The sequence below is a fragment of the Pseudomonas flexibilis genome, assembly GCF_000802425.1.
GTDB lineage: Bacteria > Pseudomonadota > Gammaproteobacteria > Pseudomonadales > Pseudomonadaceae > Serpens > Serpens flexibilis.
Genome location: NZ_JRUD01000019.1, coordinates 181,687 through 205,551 on the forward strand (window position 1 = coordinate 181,687; position 23,865 = coordinate 205,551).

Annotated in this window: 20 protein-coding genes and 1 pseudogene; 8 read left to right on the top strand and 13 right to left on the bottom strand. The window is 65.2% G+C overall.

What is annotated here, in order from left to right:
- Positions 1-16 precede the first annotated feature (16 nt).
- Positions 17-1,204, top strand: a complete 1,188-nt coding sequence (gene prpF / locus SF06_RS12880) for a 2-methylaconitate cis-trans isomerase PrpF (RefSeq protein ID WP_039561841.1) — start codon at positions 17-19, stop codon at positions 1,202-1,204.
- A gap of 62 nt (positions 1,205-1,266) precedes the next feature.
- Here prpF and ppsR read toward each other — a convergent pair whose 3' ends face one another.
- Entirely contained in the window at positions 1,267-2,085 is an 819-nt protein-coding gene (ppsR, locus tag SF06_RS12885; RefSeq protein ID WP_027589774.1) for a posphoenolpyruvate synthetase regulatory kinase/phosphorylase PpsR, read from the bottom strand.
- Between the two features lie 157 nt (positions 2,086-2,242).
- Here ppsR and ppsA point away from each other — a divergent pair, with 157 nt between their 5' ends.
- The 7 genes from ppsA to SF06_RS12920 all read left to right on the top strand — a co-directional run bounded on the left by ppsA (position 2,243) and on the right by SF06_RS12920 (position 9,132).
- The gene (gene ppsA / locus SF06_RS12890) at positions 2,243-4,612 is read left to right on the top strand and encodes a phosphoenolpyruvate synthase (protein WP_039561843.1); all 2,370 of its coding nucleotides are present in this window, start codon (positions 2,243-2,245) and stop codon (positions 4,610-4,612) included.
- Between the two features lie 69 nt (positions 4,613-4,681).
- Positions 4,682-5,677, top strand: a complete 996-nt coding sequence (locus SF06_RS12895) for an alpha/beta fold hydrolase (RefSeq protein WP_039561844.1) — start codon at positions 4,682-4,684, stop codon at positions 5,675-5,677.
- A gap of 60 nt (positions 5,678-5,737) precedes the next feature.
- Positions 5,738-6,226 carry a ribonuclease E activity regulator RraA gene (rraA, locus tag SF06_RS12900; protein WP_027589777.1) on the top strand — a complete coding sequence of 163 codons (489 nt, stop codon included), beginning with the start codon at positions 5,738-5,740 and terminating at the stop codon, positions 6,224-6,226.
- Positions 6,227-6,332: 106 nt separating this feature from the next.
- Positions 6,333-6,575 carry a hypothetical protein gene (locus SF06_RS12905; protein WP_027589778.1) on the top strand — a complete coding sequence of 81 codons (243 nt, stop codon included), beginning with the start codon at positions 6,333-6,335 and terminating at the stop codon, positions 6,573-6,575.
- Positions 6,576-6,577: 2 nt separating this feature from the next.
- Positions 6,578-7,402: a mechanosensitive ion channel family protein gene (locus SF06_RS12910; RefSeq protein WP_027589779.1), complete on the top strand. Its 825-nt coding sequence runs from the start codon at positions 6,578-6,580 to the stop codon at positions 7,400-7,402.
- Positions 7,403-7,486: 84 nt separating this feature from the next.
- Positions 7,487-8,077 carry an RNA polymerase sigma factor SigX gene (gene sigX, locus SF06_RS12915; RefSeq protein WP_027589780.1) on the top strand — a complete coding sequence of 197 codons (591 nt, stop codon included), beginning with the start codon at positions 7,487-7,489 and terminating at the stop codon, positions 8,075-8,077.
- Positions 8,078-8,151: 74 nt separating this feature from the next.
- Positions 8,152-9,132, top strand: a complete 981-nt coding sequence (locus SF06_RS12920; RefSeq protein ID WP_027589781.1) for an OmpA family protein — start codon at positions 8,152-8,154, stop codon at positions 9,130-9,132.
- A 72-nt stretch (positions 9,133-9,204) separates the two neighbouring features.
- Here the strand turns inward: SF06_RS12920 and SF06_RS18360 are convergent, their stop codons facing one another.
- The 12 genes and pseudogenes from SF06_RS18360 to SF06_RS12975 form a co-directional block, all read right to left on the bottom strand.
- Entirely contained in the window at positions 9,205-9,408 is a 204-nt protein-coding gene (locus SF06_RS18360) for a hypothetical protein (RefSeq protein ID WP_139326695.1), read from the bottom strand.
- 79 nt (positions 9,409-9,487) lie between these two features.
- On the bottom strand, positions 9,488-12,175 hold the full coding sequence (locus tag SF06_RS12925) for a nitrate reductase (protein WP_039561902.1): 2,688 nt from the start codon (positions 12,173-12,175) through the stop codon (positions 9,488-9,490).
- A gap of 25 nt (positions 12,176-12,200) precedes the next feature.
- A pseudogene (locus SF06_RS12930) lies at positions 12,201-13,400 on the bottom strand (NAD(P)/FAD-dependent oxidoreductase); the annotation flags it as partial.
- Positions 13,401-13,657: 257 nt separating this feature from the next.
- Positions 13,658-14,353, bottom strand: a complete 696-nt coding sequence (locus tag SF06_RS12935) for a hypothetical protein (protein ID WP_039561847.1) — start codon at positions 14,351-14,353, stop codon at positions 13,658-13,660.
- Between the two features lie 124 nt (positions 14,354-14,477).
- On the bottom strand, positions 14,478-16,322 hold the full coding sequence (locus SF06_RS12940; protein WP_039561848.1) for a sulfatase-like hydrolase/transferase: 1,845 nt from the start codon (positions 16,320-16,322) through the stop codon (positions 14,478-14,480).
- Positions 16,323-16,492: 170 nt separating this feature from the next.
- Positions 16,493-17,281, bottom strand: a complete 789-nt coding sequence (locus tag SF06_RS12945) for an ABC transporter ATP-binding protein (RefSeq protein WP_027589786.1) — start codon at positions 17,279-17,281, stop codon at positions 16,493-16,495.
- Between the two features lie 13 nt (positions 17,282-17,294).
- Positions 17,295-18,074 carry a nitrate ABC transporter permease gene (gene ntrB, locus SF06_RS12950; RefSeq protein WP_139182002.1) on the bottom strand — a complete coding sequence of 260 codons (780 nt, stop codon included), beginning with the start codon at positions 18,072-18,074 and terminating at the stop codon, positions 17,295-17,297.
- A gap of 80 nt (positions 18,075-18,154) precedes the next feature.
- A complete protein-coding gene (locus tag SF06_RS12955) occupies positions 18,155-19,399 on the bottom strand; it encodes a CmpA/NrtA family ABC transporter substrate-binding protein (protein WP_039561849.1) in 1,245 nt (414 codons plus the stop codon).
- A 501-nt stretch (positions 19,400-19,900) separates the two neighbouring features.
- On the bottom strand, positions 19,901-21,133 hold the full coding sequence (gene alaC / locus SF06_RS12960; RefSeq protein ID WP_027589789.1) for an alanine transaminase: 1,233 nt from the start codon (positions 21,131-21,133) through the stop codon (positions 19,901-19,903).
- A gap of 109 nt (positions 21,134-21,242) precedes the next feature.
- Positions 21,243-21,821 carry an ANTAR domain-containing response regulator gene (locus tag SF06_RS12965; protein ID WP_039561854.1) on the bottom strand — a complete coding sequence of 193 codons (579 nt, stop codon included), beginning with the start codon at positions 21,819-21,821 and terminating at the stop codon, positions 21,243-21,245.
- A 182-nt stretch (positions 21,822-22,003) separates the two neighbouring features.
- On the bottom strand, positions 22,004-22,213 hold the full coding sequence (locus SF06_RS12970; RefSeq protein ID WP_027589791.1) for a YgdI/YgdR family lipoprotein: 210 nt from the start codon (positions 22,211-22,213) through the stop codon (positions 22,004-22,006).
- Between the two features lie 90 nt (positions 22,214-22,303).
- Positions 22,304-23,794: a methyl-accepting chemotaxis protein gene (locus SF06_RS12975; protein ID WP_039561855.1), complete on the bottom strand. Its 1,491-nt coding sequence runs from the start codon at positions 23,792-23,794 to the stop codon at positions 22,304-22,306.
- Positions 23,795-23,865: the final 71 nt, after the last annotated feature.

Below are 23,865 nucleotides of genomic sequence, written 5' to 3' on the forward strand. Positions count from 1 at the left end.
CATCTGGAGCAGCGTAATGGCTCATCAACCTCAGATTCGAATCCCCGCCACCTACATCCGTGGCGGTACCAGCAAGGGCGTGTTCTTCCGTCTGCAGGACCTGCCCGAGCGCTGCCAGGTGCCGGGCGCGGCCCGTGACCAGCTGTTCATGCGCGTGATCGGCAGCCCCGATCCCTATGCCGCGCACATCGACGGCATGGGCGGCGCCACTTCCAGCACCAGTAAGTGCGTGATCCTGTCGAAAAGCAGCCAGCCCGGGCACGATGTGGATTACCTCTATGGCCAGATCTCCATCGACAAGGCCTTCGTCGACTGGAGCGGCAACTGCGGCAACCTGTCCACCGCGGCCGGCGCCTTCGCCATCCACGCCGGGCTGATCGATCCTGCGCGCATTCCCCAGAACGGCACCTGCGTGGTGCGCATTTGGCAGGCCAATATCCAGAAAACCATCATCGCCCACGTGCCTGTCACCAACGGCCAGGTGCAGGAGACCGGCGATTTCGAGCTGGACGGAGTGACCTTCCCGGCGGCGGAGATCGTGCTGGAATTCCTCGACCCGTCCGACGATGGCGAGGAGGGCGGCTCGATGTTCCCCACCGGCAACCTGGTCGACGACCTGGAAGTGCCCGGCGTCGGCACCTTCAAGGCCACCATGATCAGCGCCGGCATTCCCACGGTGTTCGTCAACGCCGAGGACATCGGCTACCAGGGCACCGAGCTGCGCGAGGACATCAACGGCGACCCCGCCCAGCTGGCGCGCTTCGAAAAGATCCGCGTGGCCGGTGCGCTGCGCATGGGGCTGATCAAGACGGCCGAAGAGGCGTTGACCCGCCAGCACACGCCGAAGATTGCCTTCGTTTCCCCGCCGAAAACCTACAAGGCATCCAGCGGCAAGACCATCGAGGCCGGCGAGGTCGACCTGCTGGTGCGTGCCCTGTCCATGGGCAAGCTGCACCACGCCATGATGGGCACCTGCGCGGTGGCCATCGGCACGGCGGCGGCGGTGCCCGGCACGCTGGTGAACCTGGCTGCCGGCGGTGGTGAGCGCCAGGCCGTGCGCTTCGGCCATCCCTCCGGCACGCTGCGAGTCGGTGCCGAAGCGAAGCAGATCGACGGTAACTGGACGGTGACCAAGGCCATCATGAGCCGCAGCGCGCGCATCCTCATGGAAGGCTGGGTGCGGGTGCCGGGCGACGCGTTCTGATTACCTGTTTGCGAGAACGAAAAAGCCGGCCTGGGGCCGGCTTTTTCGTTTGTTCGGGCGCTCTACTTGAGACGGCGCTCCACGCCCATCTCCACCAGGATCTTGGCGGAGATCTCCTCCACCGAGAAATGCGTGGTATTCAGGCACGGGATGTTCTCGCGCTGGAACAGCTTCTCCACTTCGCGCACCTCGAACTCGCACTGGGCGAAGCTGGCGTAGCGGCTGTTGGGCTTGCGCTCATGGCGAATGGCGGTCAGCCGGTCCGGGTCGATGGTCAGGCCGAACAGCTTCTGCTTGTGCACCTTGAGGGCTGCCGGCAGTTGCAAGCGCTCCATGTCCTCTTCGGTCAGCGGATAGTTGGCGGCGCGGATGCCGTACTGCATGGCCATGTACAGGCAGGTGGGCGTCTTGCCGCAGCGTGACACGCCCACCAGGATCAGGTCGGCCTTGTCGTAGTAGTGGGTGCGGGCGCCGTCGTCGTTGTCGAGGGCAAAGTTCACCGCCTCGATGCGCTCCATGTAGTTGGCGGAGTGGCCTATGGCGTGCGACTTGCCCACCGAATAGGACGAGCTGGCGCTCAATTCCTGCTCAAGCGGCGACAGGAAACAGGAAAAGATGTCGATCATGAAGCCACTCGACTGCGCCAAGATGTCGCGGATCTCCTGGTTCACGATGGTATCGAAAATGATCGGCCGGCAACCGTCGCGCTCGGTGGCCAGATCGATCTGCTGAACCATGGCCTGAGCCTTGGCGGGCGTGTCTATGTAGGGGCGGGTGAGTTTCTGGAACTGGATGTTCTCGAACTGGGCAAGCAGGCTCTGTCCAAGGGTTTCGGCGGTGATGCCTGTTCCGTCAGAGATGAAGAAAGCGGTTCGTTTCATACGCCGAAAGCCTTAAGGTGAAAGCGATTCTTGGCTATCATAGCCGGGCTGTGCCATAGCTAGACGGCTGGCATTCTTACCTATTTCCCCGGGGCAGGCCACACCGGTGCGGACACAATCCGCTGGCAGCATTCCCCTACAGCGTGGAGAAATCACCTTGGTTGAGTACGTAGTTTCCCTCGATAAGCTCGGCAACCACGATGTCGAGCGGGTAGGGGGCAAGAACGCCTCCCTGGGCGAAATGATCAGCAACCTGGCGGGTGCCGGTGTTTCCGTCCCCGGCGGGTTCGCCACCACGGCCCAGGCCTATCGTGATTTCCTCGAGCAAAGCGGTCTGAACGATCGTATTCACTCCGCGCTGGATGCGCTGGACGTCGATGACGTCAATGCCCTGGCCAGGACCGGCGCGCAGATCCGCCAGTGGGTGATGGACGCCGAATTCCCTGCCCAGCTGGACGCCGACATTCGCAAGGCCTTCGCCGAAATGAGCGGCGGCAACGAACATATGGCGGTTGCCGTGCGCTCCTCGGCCACCGCCGAAGACCTGCCGGACGCCTCCTTCGCCGGCCAGCAGGAAACCTTCCTGAACATCCGTGGCGTGGACAACGTGATCCGTGCCGCCAAGGAAGTGTTCGCCTCTCTGTTCAACGACCGCGCCATCGCCTACCGCGTGCACCAGGGCTTCGACCACAAGCTGGTGGCCCTGTCCGCCGGTGTACAGCGCATGGTGCGCTCGGAAACCGGCGCCGCTGGTGTGATGTTCACCCTGGATACCGAGTCCGGCTTCCGTGACGTGGTGTTCATCACCGCCGCCTACGGCCTGGGCGAGACCGTGGTGCAGGGCGCGGTGAACCCCGACGAATTCTATGTCCACAAGCAGACCCTGGAAGCCGGCCGCCCGGCTATCCTGCGTCGCAACCTGGGCAGCAAGGCCATCAAGATGGTCTATGGCGACGAAGGCAAGGCCGGCAAGTCGGTGAAGACCGTCGACGTGGCCCGCGAGGAGCGCGCGCGCTTCGCCATCAGCGACGAGGAGGTCGCCAACCTGGCACGCCAGGCGCTGATCATCGAGAAGCACTACGGCCGCCCGATGGACATCGAGTGGGCTAAGGACGGTGACGACGGCCAGCTGTACATCGTGCAGGCCCGCCCGGAAACCGTGAAAAGCCGCGCCAGCGCCACCGTCATGGAGCGCTACCTGCTCAAGGAAAAGGGCACCGTGCTGGTCGAGGGCCGCGCTATCGGCCAGCGCATCGGCGCCGGTCCCGTGCGCGTGATCCACGACGTGTCCGAGATGGACAAGGTGCAGCCGGGCGACGTGCTGGTCTCCGACATGACCGACCCGGACTGGGAACCGATCATGAAGCGCGCCAGCGCCATCGTCACCAACCGCGGTGGGCGCACCTGCCACGCGGCGATCATTGCCCGCGAGCTGGGCATTCCGGCGGTGGTGGGCTGCGGCAATGCCACCCACGTGCTGAAGGACGGCCAGGGCGTCACCGTCTCCTGCGCCGAAGGTGATACCGGCTTCATCTTCGAAGGCCAGCTGGGCTTCGACGTACGCAAGAACTCCGTCGATGCCATGCCCGAGCTGCCTTTCAAGATCATGATGAACGTCGGCAACCCGGACCGCGCCTTTGATTTCGCCCAGCTGCCCAACGCCGGTGTCGGCCTGGCGCGGCTGGAGTTCATCATCAACCGCATGATCGGCGTGCACCCCAAGGCGCTGCTGAACTTCGCCAGCCTGCCGGCCGACATCAAGGAAAGCGTGCAGAAGCGCACCGCCGGCTACGCCGATCCGGTGAGCTTCTACGTCGAGAAGCTGGTGGAAGGGGTCAGCACCCTGGCCGCCGCTTTCTGGCCGAAGAAGGTCATCGTGCGCCTGTCGGACTTCAAGTCCAACGAATACGCCAACCTGATCGGCGGCAAGCTCTACGAGCCCGAGGAAGAGAACCCGATGCTGGGCTTCCGTGGCGCCTCGCGCTACATCAGCGAGTCGTTCCGCGACTGCTTCGAGCTGGAATGCCGGGCCATGCGCAAGGTGCGCGACGAGATGGGCCTGACCAACGTCGAACTGATGGTGCCGTTCGTACGTACCCTCGGCGAAGCCTCCCAGGTGGTCGACCTGCTGGCCCAGTACGGCCTCAAGCGCGGCGAGAACGGCCTGCGCGTGATCATGATGTGCGAGCTGCCCTCCAACGCGCTGCTGGCCGACGAGTTCCTCGAGTATTTCGACGGTTTCTCCATAGGTTCCAACGACATGACCCAGCTGACCCTGGGCCTGGACCGCGACTCCGGGATCATCGCCCACCTGTTCGACGAGCGTAACCCGGCGGTCAAGAAGCTGCTTTCCAGTGCCATCCAGGCCTGCCGCAAGGCGGACAAGTACATCGGCATCTGCGGCCAGGGCCCATCCGACCACCCGGATCTGGCCCGCTGGCTGATGGAGCAGGGCATCGAGAGCGTGTCGCTGAATCCGGATTCCGTTCTTGATACCTGGTTCTTCCTCGCCGAAGGGCAAATCTGAGCGCTTTGACCATACTGGAAGGGCGGGTCTGAACCCGCCCTTTTCATATCCACGCGATAGAACCCTGTAATGCAAAGCAGCAGCCGACTCTTTCCTGTCTCCCTGCTCGGCGCCGAACTCCGCGGCGACCTGAGCGAGGACGTCTACCTTCTCAAACCACGCAACAGTCCCGATGCCAGCGTCGAGCTGGCGGTCACCCGCCTGGGGCGCGCCGATGTACAGGGGGGCCGGGGCGTACCTGCGATCCTGCTGCACGGCACCTTCACCAACCGGCGTTTCTGGTACTCGCCCAAGGGCATTGGTTTTGGCGCGCACCTGGCCCGGGCCGGCTTCGATGTGTGGATTCCGGAAATGCGCGGGCATGGTCTTTCGCCGCGCAACCGGAGCTACCGGCACAATCGAGTGGTCGACTATGCGCGCTACGACCTCCCCGCCATCGCCGCCTTCGTCATGGAACAGACCGGGCAGACACCGCACTGGATGGGCCATTCGCTCGGCGGGGTGGTGCTCGCCGCTGCCGCGGGCGGTGGTTATCTGGACCAGCACAGCGCAGCCTCGCTGGCGCTGTTCGGCAGTCAGGTCAGTCGCTTGTACCTGCCGTTGAAGTTTCCGCCGGTGGCGTGGGGCGGGCACTTGCTGCTGGGCTGCCTGCCGCATCTGTCCGGCATGCGACTGGGGCGCGGACCCGAGGACGAGCCGATCGGCGTGGCGCGCGACGCCCTGCGCTGGCATGGACTGTTCGGTCGCTTCGGCTGCGGGCGGGAAAACTGGTGGCAGGGCCTGGCCACGGTGCGTATTCCGGTGCTGGCGGTTTCCGCCGAGGGGGATCGTCAGGATCCGCCGGCGGCTTGCGAGCGTCTGCTGCGCCAGTTCGGTTCGGCCAGTCGCGAGCACCTGTGCCTCGGCCCCCGGAATGGCTTCTCCAGCCCCTTCGGCCATGTGGAAATGCTCATCAGCAAGACGGCGCAACGCGAGGTCTGGCCATTGCTGACCGACTGGCTGCGGCGCCAGGCGAGCACCTCGGCGGAAGTTCAGGGGTGTGCCACGCGCGAAGCCCTGTGCTAAAGGGGATCGCTGCGGCTAAGATGTGCGCCCCCGCAGCAGCACCATCTCAAGGAGTTCAGCATGCAATACGTCACCCCTGACCTGTGCGACGCCTACCCGGATCTGGTTCAGGTCGTCGAGCCGATGTTCGCCAACTTCGGCGGCCGCGACTCCTTCGGTGGTCAGATCGTCACCGTGAAGTGCTTCGAGGACAACTCGCTGGTCAAGGAGCAGGTCGACCTGCCTGGTGAAGGCAAGGTGCTGGTCGTGGATGGTGGCGGCTCGCTGCGTCGCGCCCTACTGGGCGACATGCTGGCCGAGAAGGCGGCGAAGAATGGCTGGGAAGGCATCATCGTCTACGGCTGCGTACGCGACGTCGACGTGCTGGCGCAGACCGAGCTGGGCATCCAGGCGTTGGCGAGCCATCCGATGAAAACCGACAAGCGCGGCATTGGCGACCTGAACGTGGTCGTTACCTTTGCCGGCGTGACCTTCCGCCCTGGCCAGTACGTGTATGCCGACAACAACGGCATCATCGTTTCCCCTGAACCGCTGAGCATGCCCGAGTAGGTTCGATCGGATCTTAGCGCTCCGCGCCTCTGGCCGGAGCGCTTGCCCTGCTGTGACCCTCGGTTGTCCCGCCGCGTCTACCCGTTTGTACTCCGCGGAGGTGCGCATGCACGACCCCTTCGAAGAATCCCTGCGTGATCTGCTCAAGAACGCACCGTCGTCCCAGCATGACGACGATGCGACCCTCGATCGCGTGCTCAAGACCGCCAATCGTCAGGTGGGCGTCGGCGATCTGTTCTCGCTGATGGGCAACTGGTTCGAGGCCCTGATGATCGCACTGAATGCCGGTTCCCGGAACGTGGAATCGGGCCATGCCGCCACCAAACGCTGTGCTGAAAAGGCTGAATGAAGATGGAATTCGATCCCTGGACCCAGAGCCTCGTCAACGCCATGAGCACCATGTGGGGCTCGGTGGCGGCTTTCATCCCGCGCCTGTTCGGCGCCCTGGTGGTGCTGTTGCTGGGCTTCGTGGTGGCCAAGCTGCTGGACACGCTGCTGTCCAAGTTGCTGGCCAAGTTGGGCCTGGACCGACTGATGGCCGGCACCGGCCTGACCAAGATGATGGCGCGCATCGGCATCCAGGTGCCGGTTTCCACCCTGATCGGCAAGATCGTCTACTGGTTCGTGCTGCTGGTGTTCCTGGTGTCGGCTGCCGATTCCCTGGGCCTGCAACGTGTCTCAGCTACCCTCGACGTGTTCGCCCTGTACCTGCCCAAGGTCTTCGGTGCAGCCCTGGTACTGCTGGCCGGTGTGCTGCTGGCGCAACTGGTCAACGGCCTGGTGCGCGGAGCCGCGGAAAGCGTGGGCCTGGATTACGCTGCCAGTCTCGGTCGTGTCGCCCAGGCCATGGTCATCATCATCAGTATCTCGGTGGCCATCGGCCAGCTGGAGGTGAAGACCGACCTGCTCAACACCGTCATTGCCATCGTCCTGATCTCAGTCGGCCTGGCCGCTGCGCTGGCCTTGGGGCTGGGCAGCCGCGAGATCGCCGGGCAGATCCTCGCTGGCATCTACGTGCGCGAGCTGTATGAGGTGGGCCAGGATATCCAGGTCGGCGACATCCAGGGGCAGATCGAGGAAATCGGTACGGTGAAGACCATCCTGGTCACCTCGGATGGGGATTTGGTGTCAATAGCCAATAAGACGCTGCTCGAACATCGCGTCAACAGCCGTTGAGGCGGCAAATCCTGTTATCTTATTGCGCCGCGACGACCGCCCGGTCGCTCGCCGCGCATCCGCCTCAATCGCCGACGATTCGTTTTGAACAAAGTCCAGCACCCCGGCCAGCGCTACGACCCCCGCGAGCTCTCTGACGAAGAGCTGGTGGCGCGCGCGCACCAGGAACTCTTCCATATCACCCGCGCCTACGAAGAGTTGATGCGGCGCTACCAGCGCACGCTGTTCAACGTCTGTGCGCGGTACCTCGGTAACGATCGGGACGCCGATGACGTCTGCCAGGAAGTGATGCTCAAGGTGCTCTACGGCCTGAAAAACTTCGAAGGCAAGTCCAAGTTCAAGACGTGGCTGTACAGCATCACCTACAACGAGTGCATCACCCAGTACCGCAAGGAGCGGCGTAAGCGTCGGCTAATCGATGCCCTCAGCCTGGAACCCATGGAAGAGGCCTCGGAGGAGAAGACACCGAAAGTCGAGGACAAGGGTGGCCTGGATCGCTGGCTGGTGCATGTGAATCCCATCGACCGGGAAATCCTCATCCTGCGTTTTGTCGCCGAGCTGGAGTTCCAGGAAATCGCCGACATCATGCACATGGGCCTCAGCGCCACCAAGATGCGCTACAAGCGCGCGCTGGACCGTATGCGCGAAAAATTCGCCAGCGCGGAAACTTTGTAACCCATCCGCCTCTCTGAATGGTGACTCCCCTGTTTCTGGGGAGCCATCCATACCATTCAGATGGGGATTTACGGATGAGGCTCAAAAACACCTTAGGCGCGGTCATTGGTGCTGTTGTCGCCGCGACCTCCGCGCACGCGTTGGCTCAGGGCCAGGGCGCCGTCGAGGTGGAAGTGTTTGCCAAGCAGTACTACCCCGATAGCCGCCGCAACATCGAAAGCGAAGGCGAGCTTTACGGGGCCGGGGCTAGCTACTTCCTCACGGATGACGTCTCCCTGGGCATTTCTCACGGCGAATACCACGATCTCACCTCGGACGATCCGGTCACGGTCGATGGGCGTTACAAGAACATCAAGGGCAGTTTGACCTCGCTAGATGCGGTCTATCACTTCGGTGAGCCGGGCCCTGGCGTACGTCCCTACCTGTCGGCCGGTATGGCCCACCAGAGCATCGGCCAGGCGGAGCGCAGCGGGCGAGACCGCAGCACCTTCGCCAACGTCGGCGCGGGGGTGAAGGTCTACTTCAGCGAGAACTTCTTCGCCCGGGCCGGGGTGGATGGCATGCACAACATCGACCAGGGCAACAGCGAGTGGATGGCAGGCGTCGGTGTAGGCTTGAACTTCGGCGGTGGTCGTCAGGAAGTTGCCCAGGCCGAGCCCGAGCCGGTCTATGAGCCTGTGGTCGAAGCTGAGCCCATTCCTGAGACGGTGCGGGTCGAACTGGATGTGAAGTTCGATTTCGACAAGGACGTGGTGCGCGAGGACAGCTACGACGATATCCGCAACCTGGCGGAATTCATGCAACAGTTCCCGCAAACGACCACCGTGGTGGAAGGCCACACCGACTCGATCGGTACCGAGGCCTACAACCAGGACCTCTCCGACCGCCGCGCACGTTCCGTGCGCAACGTACTGGTCGACCAGTACGGCATTTCGGGCAACCGCGTGGATTCGATCGGCTATGGCGAAACTCGTCCGGTGGCGGACAACGCCACCGAGGCCGGCCGCGCCATCAACCGTCGCGTGGAAGCCGAGGTGGAAGCGCAGGTCGAATGACAGTCCGTTCGATCTGCGTGACCGGGACCGGGGCCTGAAGGGGCCCCGGTTTTTTTATGACCGTTTGCTGGCTCAGGGAGCGGGGGAAGGAAATACCACAAGCGGCCCGGCAGGCTTGCCGGGTGGCGGTACGAAGGCGGGTGCCGGCGTGCCGGCCGGTCCGAGATGGCTGACGAAGCGATGGATGCTCAGCAGATCCTGGTCGCTCATCAGACGAAGCGCGTGATTGGGCATCGGCAACAACAGGGCGGCGGCAAGCAGCGAAACTCTGTTCATGGCGGTTCTCTCCCTGAATCCCGCTTCAAGGTATAGCCCAGGGTCGAGACCGCGAGCGCCCGTCGCAACACGGGAAGACTCATGGCGCCGACACCATTCGGCGAATTTCCGGCAGGCAGGAACCGCACTGGGTTCCACAGCGCAGCTCGCGTTGCAGGGCGGACAGATCCAGGCCCTGTTGCAGACCCGCCAGGATGGCGCTGGCGGAAACGTTCAGGCAGTTGCAAACCAGCCGATCGGTGGCGGCCTGGCGACCCTCTGGCGCGGCGAGTGGCGCCAGCAACTGCTGATGCGGCACGTCGACCGGCTGGCCTTCCCGCCAGACCTGCATGAGCCAGTCGCGGGCCAGGACCTCGCCGGCCAGCCGCACGGCGGTCAGACGGCCCTGCTCGAGGCGCAGGCGCTTGCTGATCCCGGCTTCCGGATCTTCGTAGGCCAGTAGCGGTTCGTGCAATGCCAGCGTCCGGTCCAGCTGCATCAGCCATGACTGCGGCGGCGCCTCGGCGCGGGCGGCTCGAATCACCAGGGCCGTGCGCTCTCGCCCCAGCAGACCCAGGCTTACATAGGGGAACTCCACCAGCAGCGGCCGTAGCGCATCGAGGTGCGATAAACCGATACCTTCGACCAGCGCGAACAGCCGCCAGGGCAGGTCGGCCGGTTCGAGCGCCACACCGCTGAGCTTGAGTTCCGGCTGGCGTGACAGCGGATCGAACCCCGGCTGGGTCAGCACGTTGGTACCCAGTCCCCTGAGGAAACGGTCGCCCCAGTGCATTGGCAGCCAGGTATGCCCTGGCCGCAGGCCTGCATCGCCCTGCACCGGCAGCACCAGGCTGCCGCGTCGACTGGAGACCCGGACCAGGTCGCCTTCGTGCAACCCCAGGTTGGCCAGATCATCGGGGTGAATACCCAACAGAGGCTCGGGCGCATGGCCGAACGCCTGTGCAGCGGTGCCGGTGCGGCTCATGCCATGCCACTGATCACGCAGCCGACCGGTATTGAGCAGCCAGGGAAAGGGGGGCTCCGGCATTTCCAGGACGGCCCGATAAGGCTCGGCGATGAAGCGCGCCCGTCCGCTGGGCGTCGGGAACCGGCGGTCGCTGTACAGGCGAGGCGTGCCCTGGCGGGCTCCGGCCGGGAAGGGCCACTGCTGAGGGCCGAGCGCGTCGAGCAAGGTATAACTGAGCCCGGCATAATCCAGGTCGCGCCCGGCGGTTAACGGTGTGAACTCCTGGAACAGGGCCTGCGGCGAATCGAAGTCGAACAGGCTGGGGAGGCCAGGCCGCAGTCGCTGTTCCAGCCGGCGGGCGAAGTCGCAGACGATGGCCCAGTCCGGCCGCGCATCGCCCGGGGGCGGAACGGCCTTGCGCACGTGGCTGACACGCCGCTCCGAGTTGGTCACCGTGCCTTCCTTCTCGCCCCAGCTGGCGGCCGGCAGCAACAGGTCTGCATAGGCGCAGGTCTCGGTGCCGGCGAATGCCTCCTGCACGACCACGAACGGGCAGGCCGCCAGTGCGTCGTGGATGCGCTGCTGGTCGGGCATCGATTGCGCCGGGTTGGTACAGGCGATCCACAGTGCCCTGATGCGGCCCTCCGCCACGGCTTCGAACAGCTCGACCGCGCTCAGCCCGGCGCCGGGAAGGCTATCGACACCCCAGTAGCGGGCGAGCTCGGCGCGGTGTTCGGCATTGTCGGCCTCCCGATGGCCGGGTAGCAGATTGGCCAGGGTGCCGGTTTCCCGGCCGCCCATGGCGTTGGGCTGGCCGGTCAGTGAGAAGGGGCCCGCGCCCGGCCTGCCGATCTGTCCGGTGGCGAGGTGCAGGTTGATCAGGGCGCTGTTCTTGGCGCTGCCGCTGCTGGACTGGTTGAGGCCCATGCACCACAGCGACAGAAAGCGCGTTGCGGTGCCGATCCAGTGTGCGGCTTGCTCCAGCTGCGCCATATCAAGCCCGCACAGCTGGCTGACCCGCTCCGGTGGGTATTCCTGTACCAGGCTCTGCAGTGCCGCGAAGCCTTCGGTGTGCTCGGCGATGAAGGCAGTGTCGATGCGTTCGTCACGCAGCAGGATATGCAGCAGGCCATGCAGCAGCGCCACGTCAGTCCCCGGCTGCAGCGCCAGATGCAGATCGGCCAGCTCGCAGCTGTCGGTGCGCCGTGGGTCGACCACGATGACGCGCATCTGCGGGCGCTGCGCCTTGGCGGTTTCCAACCGGCGAAACAGCACCGGATGGGCGAAGGCCGGGTTGGCGCCAATGATCAGCACGCAGTCGGCCAGCTCCACATCCTCGTAGGAACAGGGCGGCGCGTCGGCACCCAGGCTGCGCTTATAGCCCACTACGGCGCTGGACATGCACAGCCGCGAATTGCTGTCGATGTTGGGTGTACCGATCAGGGCTCGGGCCAGCTTGTTGAAGGCGTAGTAGTCCTCCGTGAGCAACTGGCCGGAGACGTAGAAGGCAACGCTCTGCGGTCCGTGTTCGCGGATCGTCGCGGTGAAGCGCTCGGCGGCATGCTCCAGGGCGCTGGGCCAATCGGTGCGGGTGCGGCCCAGCGTCTTGCCCAGGCGCAGTTGCGGGTGGAGCGCGCGGTGCTCCAGTCCGCCTGTCAGATGAAGGCTCGCGCCCTTGCTGCACAGTCGACCCAGGTTGGCGGGGTGCTCGGGATCGCCACGCACGCCGAGGATGCGGCTGCCATCGTGCTCGATCAGCACGCCGCAGCCGACACCGCAGTAGCAGCAGGTCGAGGCGGTGGTGCGGCGTTCACTCGACATGGTGGATCTCCCGGTGTGCAAGGGCCTCACCGAACATCAGCCGGTCGCGGAAGCCGGCGATCGATGCGCCCTCGCGAATCAGGCGCTGATACCAGCCACTGTCGGAGCTGTCGCCGTACAGGCAAGCACCCACCAGGCGGTCTGCGCGCAGGACCAGTTTGCGGTATACACCGCCGACGGGGTCGCGCAGGAGGATGCTCCGGGTGCCCTCGCCGCCGGCATACTCGCCGGCCGAGTACAGGTCGATGCCGCTCACCTTGAGGCGGGTCGACAGCAGCGAGCCTGTGTAGCGGCCAATGCCCAGCCTCGCCAGGTGGGTGGCACACACCCGGGCCTGCTCGAACAGCGGCGCCACCAACCCATAGCTGATGCCGCGATGGCTGGCGCACTCCCCCACGGCATAGATGCGTGGGTCGTAGGTTTGCAGGGTGTCGCTGACCAGAATGCCCCGCCTGCAGGGCAGGCCGGCCGCTTCGGCCAGTTCGCTGTTGGGGCGGATGCCCGTCGCCACCACCACCAGCTCGGCGGCCAGCTGGGTGCCATCGCGCAGACAGACCGCACGTACCCGGCCGTTCTTGTCACCCAGCAGGCGCTCGGTATGGGCGGCCAGGCGGAAGCCAAGGCCACGGGCCTCCAGCGTCTGCTGCAGGAGCGTCCCGGCCTCGCGGTCCAGTTGACGCTCCAGCAGCCAATCGCCCCGGTGTACGACGGTCACCTGCATGCCGCGCTGGCGCAGTCCGTTGGCCGCTTCCAGGCCCAGCAGGCCGCCGCCGATCACCACCGCGTGACGATAGCGCTCGGCGGCTTCGAGCATGGTGTGCGTGTCGGCGATATCGCGGTAGCCGGTGACGCCGTGCAGCTCATGACCGGGCAGCGGAGGAATGCAGGGCCGCGAGCCGGTGGCCAGCAGCAGGCGGTCATACACCGCCTCGGTGCCGTCATCGGCGATCACCAGACGCCTCGCGCGATCAATGCGCACCACGCTGCGACCTGCGTGCAGGCGAATGCCATTCTGCCGGTACCAATCGAAATCGTTGAGGACGATGTCCTCGAGCTGCTGCTCGCCCGCCAGCACCGGAGTCAGCAGGATGCGGTTGTAGTTGGGATGGGGCTCGGCACCGAATACCTGTATGTCATACAGGTCCGGGGCCAGTCCCAGCAGCTCTTCCAGCGTGCGCACTCCGGCCATGCCGTTGCCGACCATGACCAGTCTGGGTCTGTTCATTCGCTTCTCCGTCACGCATGCCAAAAACAAAAAGGCGTCCCGTCGCCAGTGCGACGAGGACGCCTTTGTCCGTGCCGGTCGAGTCTGCCTTCGCCGTTGAAGGCCGTGCCGGTGATGCAAGAACCCAAGCAGGCTGCGTGCCAGATCGGCAACCGGTTGATTATCAGGGGCTTGGCGACGACGGTTGCATACCGACGGAGAAGGTGGATGCCCGCTGCTGGTGCGTCCTGCCCGGGCGCAGTGCGTTCGGGGGCAGGCTAGTTACGCAGCTCTTTCAGGTAGCCATCAATCAGCAGCGGCTGGTGGAAGGGCATGCCCTGGGCCATGCGCAGCACGGCGCGATTGTGTTCGTAATGGCCCAGCGCATAGCCCAGGCGCTCGGCGCAGGTGGCGACCAGGAACGTCAGCAGCACCACGCGCAGGCCAGGCAGTGGCAAGCGCGGTGCAAAGAGAATCACCAGACTCGCCAGGCTGCGCAGCAGGCTCTGGATGAGCAGAAACGCTGCGGCAAGGGGGAGCGGGTTAAGTGCGCGCAGGAAGTCCATTATCGCGCCACGGGAGAGGTCACCGAGGTGATGGCCTTGCAGGGTCCAGAGCTGATTGTCCACGTGCGCCAGCAGATGTACCAGGACGACCAGCAGCACCTGGCCGCCCAGCTGCAGCGAACGCGGCAGCCAGGCGAGCGGCCGGGCCAGCAGCCAGGCCGGTGCCAGGAACATCAGTGCGTAGCTGCCGATGAGCAGCCAGCGATAGGCCTGCTGGGGAAGGTTGTGCGCATCGGTGATGAACAGGTGCAGGTGCAGCAGGAGCGCCAGCCAGGACAGGCACCAGAACAGGGTATCCGAGCGTTCATGGTGATCGGAGCGATAGTGCACCAGGATTCCCGGCTCCGCGGCGGTGCCCCGCCAGCTGTAGGCCGGTGCCAGACTGTTCTTCTTCCTGAAAAGCGACATGCTGACCCCCGGAATCCTGAATCATCGGAAGGGACGGGCAGTAGTGGCACTCTGCCCGTGTGCTATCGCTGTCGGCTGCTGTGGGGATTTCTTTAACGACCGGCGCGGTGCGCCGGCCGTCGCCTCAGTGCGCCATGAAGCGGCGAATACCCTGAAGCTGGCTACGGATGGACGGAAGGGTCTGCTGCACGACTTGCATGGCATTCGGCAACGCCAGGTCGTCTGCACGCGTGGCCTGGAGCGCGGTGAAGTTGCCGGTGGCAAACGGCAGTACCACCTTGTGCTCTTCGCTGATGAACGCCAGGCGATCCCAGTCGCCGGCAATCAGATGACGTCCCGGTTTCGGATCGAACAGGCTGTGTCCGATGCCGTACTGATGCGCAGGATTCTGGACGCCCAGCAACGGCAACAGGGTGGGCAGCAGATCCATATGGCTGGTGCGCAGGGTTTCTTCGTGGCGCTCGCGGCCCGGCACCCAGAGCACCAGCGGTACGCGGATCTGTTCGTCGGAGAACGTCGAGTTGTGGCCCCAGCGGCCGTTCTCCATGAACTCTTCGCCATGGTCGCCGGTAATCACGATAAGGGTATTTTCCATCAGCCCGCGCGCCTTCAGGTGGTCGACCACACGGGCGATCTGACCATCCAGGTGGTGCACCGCATTCAGGTAGCGCTTGTGGATGCCACCGATGTCCCGCTCCAGGTCCATGCTGGCGTAGCTGAAATCCGCCAGGTAATCCGGCTCGATCACCGACTCGGGCGGGAAGTTGTAATTGGCGTGCGGCGATTCGAAGAACATGAAGGTCATGAAGGGCCGGGCACTATCACGCTGATCGATGAACGCCAGCAGATCATCGATGTTCTTGCGGTCGCGCTGCCAGGTTTCGCCCTCTCCGTAGGCCTGCATCTGCTCCTGCGGTACCCGTACGAACAACGTCTTGTCGAATTCCGGATAGGTGAACTTGGCACTGGTGAACAGACGCATCTGGTAGTCCTGCTGCTGCAGAACGTCAATCAGGGGACTACCGACGCGAGCATTCAGAACCGGGAACCAGAGGCTGGCCGGAAGGCTATAGAACTGACTGAACAGCCCCATGCGGGTGCCGTTGCCGCCCGAAAAATGATTGCTGTAGCGAAGGGACTCTGCGGCAAAGGCATTGGTCTGTGGCATGACCCGGGGATTCAGCGTGTCGGCTCGCCAGGACTCGGCTACTAGCCACACCAGGTTCAGCGGCTTGGCCGGCGGCTGGATCTGCAGCGGTGCTTGCGGATAGGCCAGGCGGCCCTTGATGGCGACGTTCTCCACCTCCAGGCTCTGCGGACGCTCCATGCCCAGCGTGCCGACGAAGAACTCGCGCATGGTCAGCGGCTGATACAGCGGCAGGCGCTGGGCGGTCTCCAGCAGAGGGCTGTAACCGTAAAAATGGCTGACCGCGTGGCTGACCCGCTCGGTCAAGGTGCCCACCATGAACAGCGTGAGCGCCCAGGCCAGGCGGGGTACCGGCAGGCGCGGCAGGATGCGGGTCAGGGCGCTGGCCAGCAGGCGCAAGGCCAGTTGGCCGCCAACAAAGCCCAGGCCAATCAGCGCGAAGCCCAGGTAGCTGGATTCCGACGAGCCCAGCGCCGCGATGCCGCCAGGAGTGGTAATGATGTTCCAGACGAAACCATTGAGGTGGAAGCCGTACAGCTTCCACAGCAGGCCATCGGCGTAGAGCAATAGCTGAACGGCGGTGGTCAGCACCACGTGCAAGGCCAGTTGCGCGCCCCGGGGCAGCGGACGGGCCAGCTTGCTGATCAGCCAGGCCGGTGCCAGGAACATCAACGCATACGTGGAGATCAGGAGACCCTGATAGAACGCCATCCCCACGCTTTCCGGTGCATCCAGGAAGAACCCGAGGTGGACGGCCAACGCCAACCAGGAAAGCGTCCAGAAGAGGGTGTCTGCGCGACTGCGATGCGTGCTTGAAATCATGGCGTTCCTTTGTCCGGCTGGGATCGGTGGCGCTTAATCCCACAACACGAGCCGGAAGGCAAGTGCGAGGACAAGCAGCCTGGCGGAGAATCCGCGCTCAGCATGGCGGCACTATGCGGAAATTCTTGAGGAGCGAAATGCAGCCCCGCAGGGCCGCATTCAACGACCCTTCATGCGGCTGGACGCCGCTGACGCTGGTAAAGGAACTCCAGCACCGCGCCCCGGTACTGGTGGTAGAGCGGATCGTTGGCCAACGCCAGGCGCTCACGCGGGCGCGGCAGCTCGACGGTGAGGATGTCGCCGACGGTGGCCGCCGGCCCGTTGCTCATCATCACGATGCGGTCGGAGAGCAGCACCGCCTCGTCCACGTCGTGGGTGACCATCACCACGGTGCTGCGGGTCTGGCCGACGATGCGCAGCAGTTCGTCCTGCAGATGGGCGCGGGTCAGGGCGTCCAGCGCGCCGAACGGTTCGTCCATCAGCAGCACCTTGGGTTCCATCACCAGCGCGCGGGCGATGCCGACGCGCTGCTTCATGCCGCCGGAAATCTCGCTGGGGTATTTGTGCAGCGCGTGGTCCAGGCCGACCATGCGCAGGGCCGCCTCGCTGCGTTCCCGGCGCTCGGCCTTGCTCCGGCTGGCGAACACCTTGTCCACTGCCAGCTGCACGTTGCCCAGGCAGGTCATCCACGGCAGCAGGCTGTGGTTCTGAAACACCACGGCGCGCTCCGGGCCGGGCCCGTCGATCTCGCGGCCGTTGCAGATCAGCCCACCTTCGCTGGGCTCCAGCAGCCCGGCGATCAGGTTGAGCACCGTGGACTTGCCGCAGCCGGAATGGCCGATCAGCGACACGAATTCGCCACGGGCGATGTCCAGGTTCACCTCGCGCAGGGCCACGAAGCGCCCCTTGCGGGTCTCGAAGTGTTTGCCGACGCGGGTCAGCTCGACGAACTTGTCCATGGGGTCTCCCGAATCAGCTGTGGTAGTCGAAGCGGCGGGCCAGCAGGAGCAGGCTCTGCTCCAGTGCCAGGCCGACCAGGCCGACGATGACGATGGCGATGAGGATGTGCGCCACGTTGAGGTTGTTCCATTCGTCCCACACCCAGAAGCCCAGGCCGATGCCGCCGGTGAGCATCTCCGCGGCGACGATCACCAGCCAGGCCACGCCGATGGCCAGGCGAATGCCGGTCATCAGGTGCGGAAGCACAGCCGGGAACAGGATGCGGGTCAGCACCTTGTACTCGGAGAGCTTCAGCACCCGGGCGACGTTCAGGTAGTCCTGCGGCACGCTGGCCACGCCGGCGGCGGTGTTGAGGATGATCGGCCAGATGGCGCTGATGAAGATCACCCAGATCGACGCCGGTCCGGCGGCCTCGAACACCAGCAGGCCGATCGGCAGCCAGACCAGCGGCGACACCGGGCGCAGCAGGCTGATGATGGGCGCCAGCATGCGCGCCAGGAAGGCGAAGCGGCCGATGGCGAAACCCAGCGGAATGCCGACCAGCGCCGCCAGACCGAAGCCGGCGCCGACCCGGCCCAGCGAGTGCAGGATGTTCCAGCCGATGCCCATGTCGTTGGGCCCGTTGTCATAGAAGGGGTCGGCGAACAGCTCCAGCGCCGCCTGCCCGGTGACCAGCGGGCCCGGCAGTCCTTCGCTGCGCGCTGCCAGCAGCGCCCAGAGGAAGAGGAACAGCAGGATACCGAGCAGCGGCGGCAGCACCTGCTGCAGGCTCTGGCGCAGCCAGGCGGCCATGGCCAGACGGCGCAGTGGGTGGGTTTCGCGGTGGGCCACCGGCGGTGGGCTCAGGGGAATGGACATGGGAACCTCCTCGGTCAGGCCTTGATGGCGAAGGAGCGGGCGTAGCCGGCCGGGTCACTGCCGTTCCAGACGGTGCCGTCAATCAGCGTGCTGCTGCGCAGCGGACTGGCCGGCAGGGCCAGGCCCAGGGCGCCGGCGGCCTCGCTGAAGAGGCGGGTCTGGTTGACAGCCGCGGCGACGGCGGCGTAGTCCGGGTCTTCGGTCAGCAGTCCCCAGCGGCGGAACTGGGTCAGGAACCACATGCCGTCGGAGAGGTAGGGGAAATTCACGCTGCCGTCGCGGCAGAACTGCATGCTGTGCGGGTCCTGCCAGCTGTTGCCCAGGCCATCCTCGTAGTTGCCGAGGAAGCGTTGCTCGATCACCTGCACCGGGGCATTCACATAGGCCTTGCCGGCGATCAGCCGGGCGGTGCTGCGGCGGTTTTCCTCGTTGGCGTCGATGAAGCGGCCGGCTTCCAGCAGCGCCATGACCAGCGCGCGGGCGGTATTGGGGTACTGCTCGACGAAGGCGCGAGTGGTACCCAGCACCTTCTCCGGGTGGTCCGGCCAGATCTGCTGGCTGGTGGCCACGGTGAAGCCCACCTTGTCGAAGATGGCCCGGGCGCCCCAGGGCTCGCCGACGCAGAAGCCATCCATGTTGCCGACGCGCATGTTGGCCACCATCTGCGGCGGCGGCACGACGATGGTCTTCACGTCGCTCATCGGGTTGATGCCGTGCGCGCCCAGCCAGTAGTAGAGCCACATGGCATGGGTGCCGGTGGGGAAGGTCTGCGCGAAGGTCAGCGGGTTGGCGGACTGCTTCACGTGGGCGGCGAGCTGTTCGCCAGTGGTCACGCCGGCCTCGCGCAACTGCCTGGAAAGGGTGATGCCCTGGCCGTTCTGGTTGAGGCCCATGATCACCGCCATGTCGCGCTGCGGGCCGGCCAGTCCGAGCTGGGCGCCGTACATCATGCCGTACAGCACGTGAGCGGCATCCAGCTCGCCGGTGTTCAGCTTGTCGCGCACGCCGGCCCAGGAGGCTTCCTTGCTGGGGGTGATGTTCAGCCCGTACTTGCTGCCGAAGCCCTGGGTGGCGGCCACCACCACCGAGGCGCAGTCGGTGAGCGGAATGAAGCCGATGCGTAGGTCGGTCTTCTCCGGCGCATCCGAGCCGGCCGCCCAGGCCGCGCTGCGCAGGAAGGCTGGCGCGGCCAGGCTCAGGCCGGCCACGGCGATGGACTGCTTGAGGAAGGTGCGACGGGTCGAATCACGTTCATTCATGAAGACTTCCTTTTTAGGGCAATAAAAAACGGCGTACGCGCCGGGTTTCCCTGCGAGGGGGAAGGCAACCCGGCGGACGCCGTTGTCCGCGATCCGCGGCCCGCCGCCGTTGGCGTGCTGCGAGAGTTCACCATGAACGAAGCAAAGGCCTTGCCAAGTGACTAATGGCGATTAAAGTCTTTTGAAAACAATGACATGTGGCCCGGGGCGGTAGTCAGGAGTGCCCTGTCGTTGTGAGGGGAGAAGGAGCAATGCGCCAGGGCGGCGCACGCTGCGCGGTAGTAGGGCGACATCCGCGCAGTCTGGTCGACGCCTGGGTGTATGCCGCATCGGCGGCCGGGAAAGCGCCGACGCCCTAGCGGAAGGCGCGGCGGATTCGCAGACCGTAGGGTGGTCAACGCAACGCGTTGGCCGCCGAGCATGGCCGCAATGCACACCGCATTGGCGGCCGGGAAAATCGCCGACCACCCGACGGGCCGGCGTTGCGCCGGCCCCTGAAGGTCAGGCCTCGGTCTTGCGCGCCTTGGCCGGCGGGGTGACCAGGCCGTCGGCGCGGAACATCGCCTTGATGCCACGGATGGCCTGGCGGATGCGGTCCTGGTTTTCAATCAGCGCGAAGCGCACATGATCGTCACCGTACTCGCCGAAGCCGATGCCCGGCGACACCGACACCTTGGCGTCGGCCAGCAGCTTCTTGGCGAACTCCAGCGAGCCCAGGTGTGCATAGGGCTCGGGGATTTTCGCCCAGATGTACATGGAGGCCTTGGGGTTCTCGACCATCCAGCCGGCCTCGTGCAAACCCTTGACCATCAGGTTGCGGCGCTGGCGGTACTGCTCGGCGATGTCGCGCACGCACTGCTGGTCGCCTTCCAGGGCGGCGATGGCCGCCACCTGCAGCGGGGTGAAGGTGCCGTAGTCGTGGTAGCTCTTGATGCGCGCCAGTGCGGCGACCAGTTCCGGGTTGCCGACCATGAAGCCGATACGCCAGCCGGCCATGTTGTAGCTCTTGGACAGGGTGAAGAATTCCACCGCCACGTCCTTGGCCCCCGGCACCTGCATGATCGACGGCGCCTTCCAGCCGTCGTAGACGATGTCCGCGTAGGCCAGGTCGTGCACCACCAGGATGTCGTACTGCTTGGCCAGGGCCACCACGCGCTCGAAGAAGTCCAGCTCCACGCACTGGGCGGTGGGGTTGGAGGGGAAGCCGATGATGATCATCTTCGGCTTGGGGATCGACTCGCGGATCGCCCGTTCCAGCTCGGCGAAGAAGTCCATGCCGGGAATCAGCGGCACCGAACGTACCTGGGCGCCGGCGATCACCGCGCCGTAGATGTGGATCGGGTAGCTGGGATTAGGCACCAGCACGGTGTCGCCCTGGTCCAGGGTGGCCAGCATCAGGTGCGCCAGGCCTTCCTTGGAGCCGATGGTGACGATGGCTTCGCTTTCCGGGTCGATCTCGACGGCATAGCGGTCCTGGTACCAGCGCGAGATGGCGCGGCGCAGACGCGGAATGCCGCGCGAAGTGGAGTAGCCGTGGGTGTCTTCGCGCTGGGCGACCTGCACCAGTTTCTCGACGATATGCGGCGGGGTGGCGCCGTCCGGATTGCCCATGCTGAAGTCGATGATGTCCTCGCCACGGCGGCGGGCGGCCATCTTCAGTTCGGCGGTGATGTTGAAAACGTAGGGGGGCAGACGATCGATGCGCGCAAAGCGGCGCTTGCCGTGTTCGGCCATGATTTCCTCGATGTGACGTAAGCGCCCGGAACCGTCCGAGCGACGCTGGTCGCCTGTGCGACCGCCAGCGACGATACGCCCAAAGCGAGACGGGCGGCAATAGCCCGCTTCAGCCGCGCATCAGCGACTGCATGGCGATGATCTGCTCGGCCACCTGGATGAGCTTCTGCTGCCGGTCCATGGCCTGGCGGCGCATCAGGGTATAGGCCTCTTCCTCATCGCAGTGGCGGATCTTCATGAGCAGGCCCTTGGCCTGCTCGATGCGCTTGCGCTCGTTGAGCTGCGCTTCGCGCACCTGCAACTCGCTGCGCAGGGTCTGTTCGCTGTCGAAGCGGGCCATGGCCACGTCGAGAATGGGTTTCAGGCGCTGGGCCTGGATGCCTTCGACGATATAGGCGCTGACCCCCGAGCGAATCGCCTGGCGCATCACCTGTGGGTCCTGCTCGTCGGTGAACATCACGATCGGGCGTGGCTGGGCGCGCGACACCATGACCACCTGTTCAAGCACGTCACGACCTGGCGATTCGCTGTCGATGAGGATGACGTCCGGCTTGAGCGCCTCCACGCGGGCGGGCAGGTCGATGGTCGGGCCGGATTCGGCCGTCACCTCGAAGCCGGCCTCGCTCAGGGCCTGTCGGAGACGCCCCACATGGCGAGCGGTATCGTTGATCAGCAGGATGCGCAGCATGGCAGTCTCTCCACGATGTGCTCCGCCGCACCACTCCGCGCCTGCGCACAACAAGGGCGCACGGCAAGGCGGTCATGCCTCATTGTGGATCGGCGGCGCACGGGGCACGGCAGGGCGCGGTTGCGCCGTTATAGGTATGCCGATGCCGGAGCAACTGCCATGCCAGGGCGCCTGGCCCTGGATCAGCGCTCGATGATCTGCCGCACCTGGGACTTGGGAATCTGCCGGGTGCGCCCCTCGCTGTCCTCGTATTCGATCAGGCCGGTCTTCTTGTCGAGCTCGGGCTTGTCCTGACTGGCCAGCATCTGGCCGTCGGTCGTGGCGATGATGTAATCGCTGGCGCAACCCGCCAGCCCCAGCGCGCAGCACGCAGCAATGATCCAGTGCTTCATTGAGGAGCCTCCTACCGTTTCACCCGAACGGGCGTACAGGGCTGTGACCAGCCGGCAGGGCGGATGCTCCCCACGTTCGTCCGAACCCGCTCAGACGTGGAAGCGCGAACTGAGTCGCTCCAGGCGATCAGTGAGCGCCTGCAACTGCTCGCTTTCCTGGTCCAGCCGCCGGGCGTCATCGGCGTTGCGTTCGGCCACTTCGCGGATGCTCTGCAGGTTCTGGGCGATCTGCGTGCTGACCGCGCTCTGTTCCTGCGTGCTGGAGGCGATCAGGGTATTCATGCGGCTGATCGCCTCGATCTCGTCACCCATGGCAACCAGCAGTTCGCCCGCGCGGCGACTGTCCGTCACGCAGTCCAGTGCGGCTTCGCGGCTGCTTCGCATGACCTGGGCAGCGGCCTGGCTGCCGTGCTGCAAGCGTTCGAGGATGTCGTGGATCTCGCGGGTAGAATCGGCCGTGCGTTGCGCCAGGTTGCGCACTTCGTCGGCTACCACGGCGAAGCCACGACCAGCTTCGCCGGCCCGTGCCGCCTCGATGGCCGCGTTGAGCGCCAGCAGGTTGGTCTGCCCGGCGATGCTGCCGATCACCTCCAGTACCTTGCTGACCTGCTCGGACTGCTCGGCCAGCGCCTGCACGGTCTGGTTTGCGTCATTCAACCGTTCAGCCAGCGCGTCGATCGCCTGCTGCGAGACCCTGAGCAGGCGGTCGCCTGCGTCGGATTTCTCGTTGATCCCCTGGGCTGCGCGAGCCGCTTCGCTGGCGTGGTCGGCGACGCTCTCGATGGCGGCGACCATCTCGTCCATGGCCGCCAGCATTTGTGCGGTTTCGTCCAGCTGTCGGTTGGCGCCGCTGCGTAATTGGTCGGTGGTGGCCGCCAGATGATCGGCCGACTGCTCCAACTGGCGGCTGTCGCGCACCACCGCGCCGGTGAGTTCGCCGAGCTCGTCGAGGAATTCGTTGAAGCGCTGGGCAATCGGCCCGCGCTGGGGAATGCGGTAGGTCAGGTTGATCTTGTCGTCGGACACCAGGCGATCGGTGGCGGTCATCAGGCCTTCGCCTTCTGCGGCGGCCTTGTGGCTCTGCTGCGCCAGGTACACCAGGATGGCGGTTTCCAGCACCACGTAGAAGGCGTGCAGGAAGATGGTGCCCCAGCCGCCCTGCTGGATCACCACCAGATCGAAGCCGCGGGTCTGCAGGGCGAAGAACACCAGGTGATGTACAGCCGCCGTCCCCGCCGCCGTGAGAATCGGCAGCCAGTCGCGGTAGAACAGCAGGACCGCCAGAAGCACGAAGATGCCGAAGTGGAACTCCACCACGCCGTGGGCCAGGTTGATCTGCAGGGCGGCCATCACCATGAAGGCTGCGCCCATCAGGCTGCGCAGCAGACGCTGGCCGGGAATCAGCTGGCCGAGCACGGTCAGCGTCACGCAGGTGAGGCCACCGATCACCAGGGCTTGCCCGGCATTGTCGAACCAGAAGCCCAGGATCAGGGCGTAGAGAAACATCGCCCAGAGCACGCCGCGCATGACGCGGTCGGCCTGGCGGTGATGGCGTTGGAGGGAAGTCAGGCTCAGGTTCATGGTCGGCAGCCAAAAAAAAATTAATGGAAAACCCCGCGCGGCGTTCGGGAACGCGCACGGATGCGGCAAGG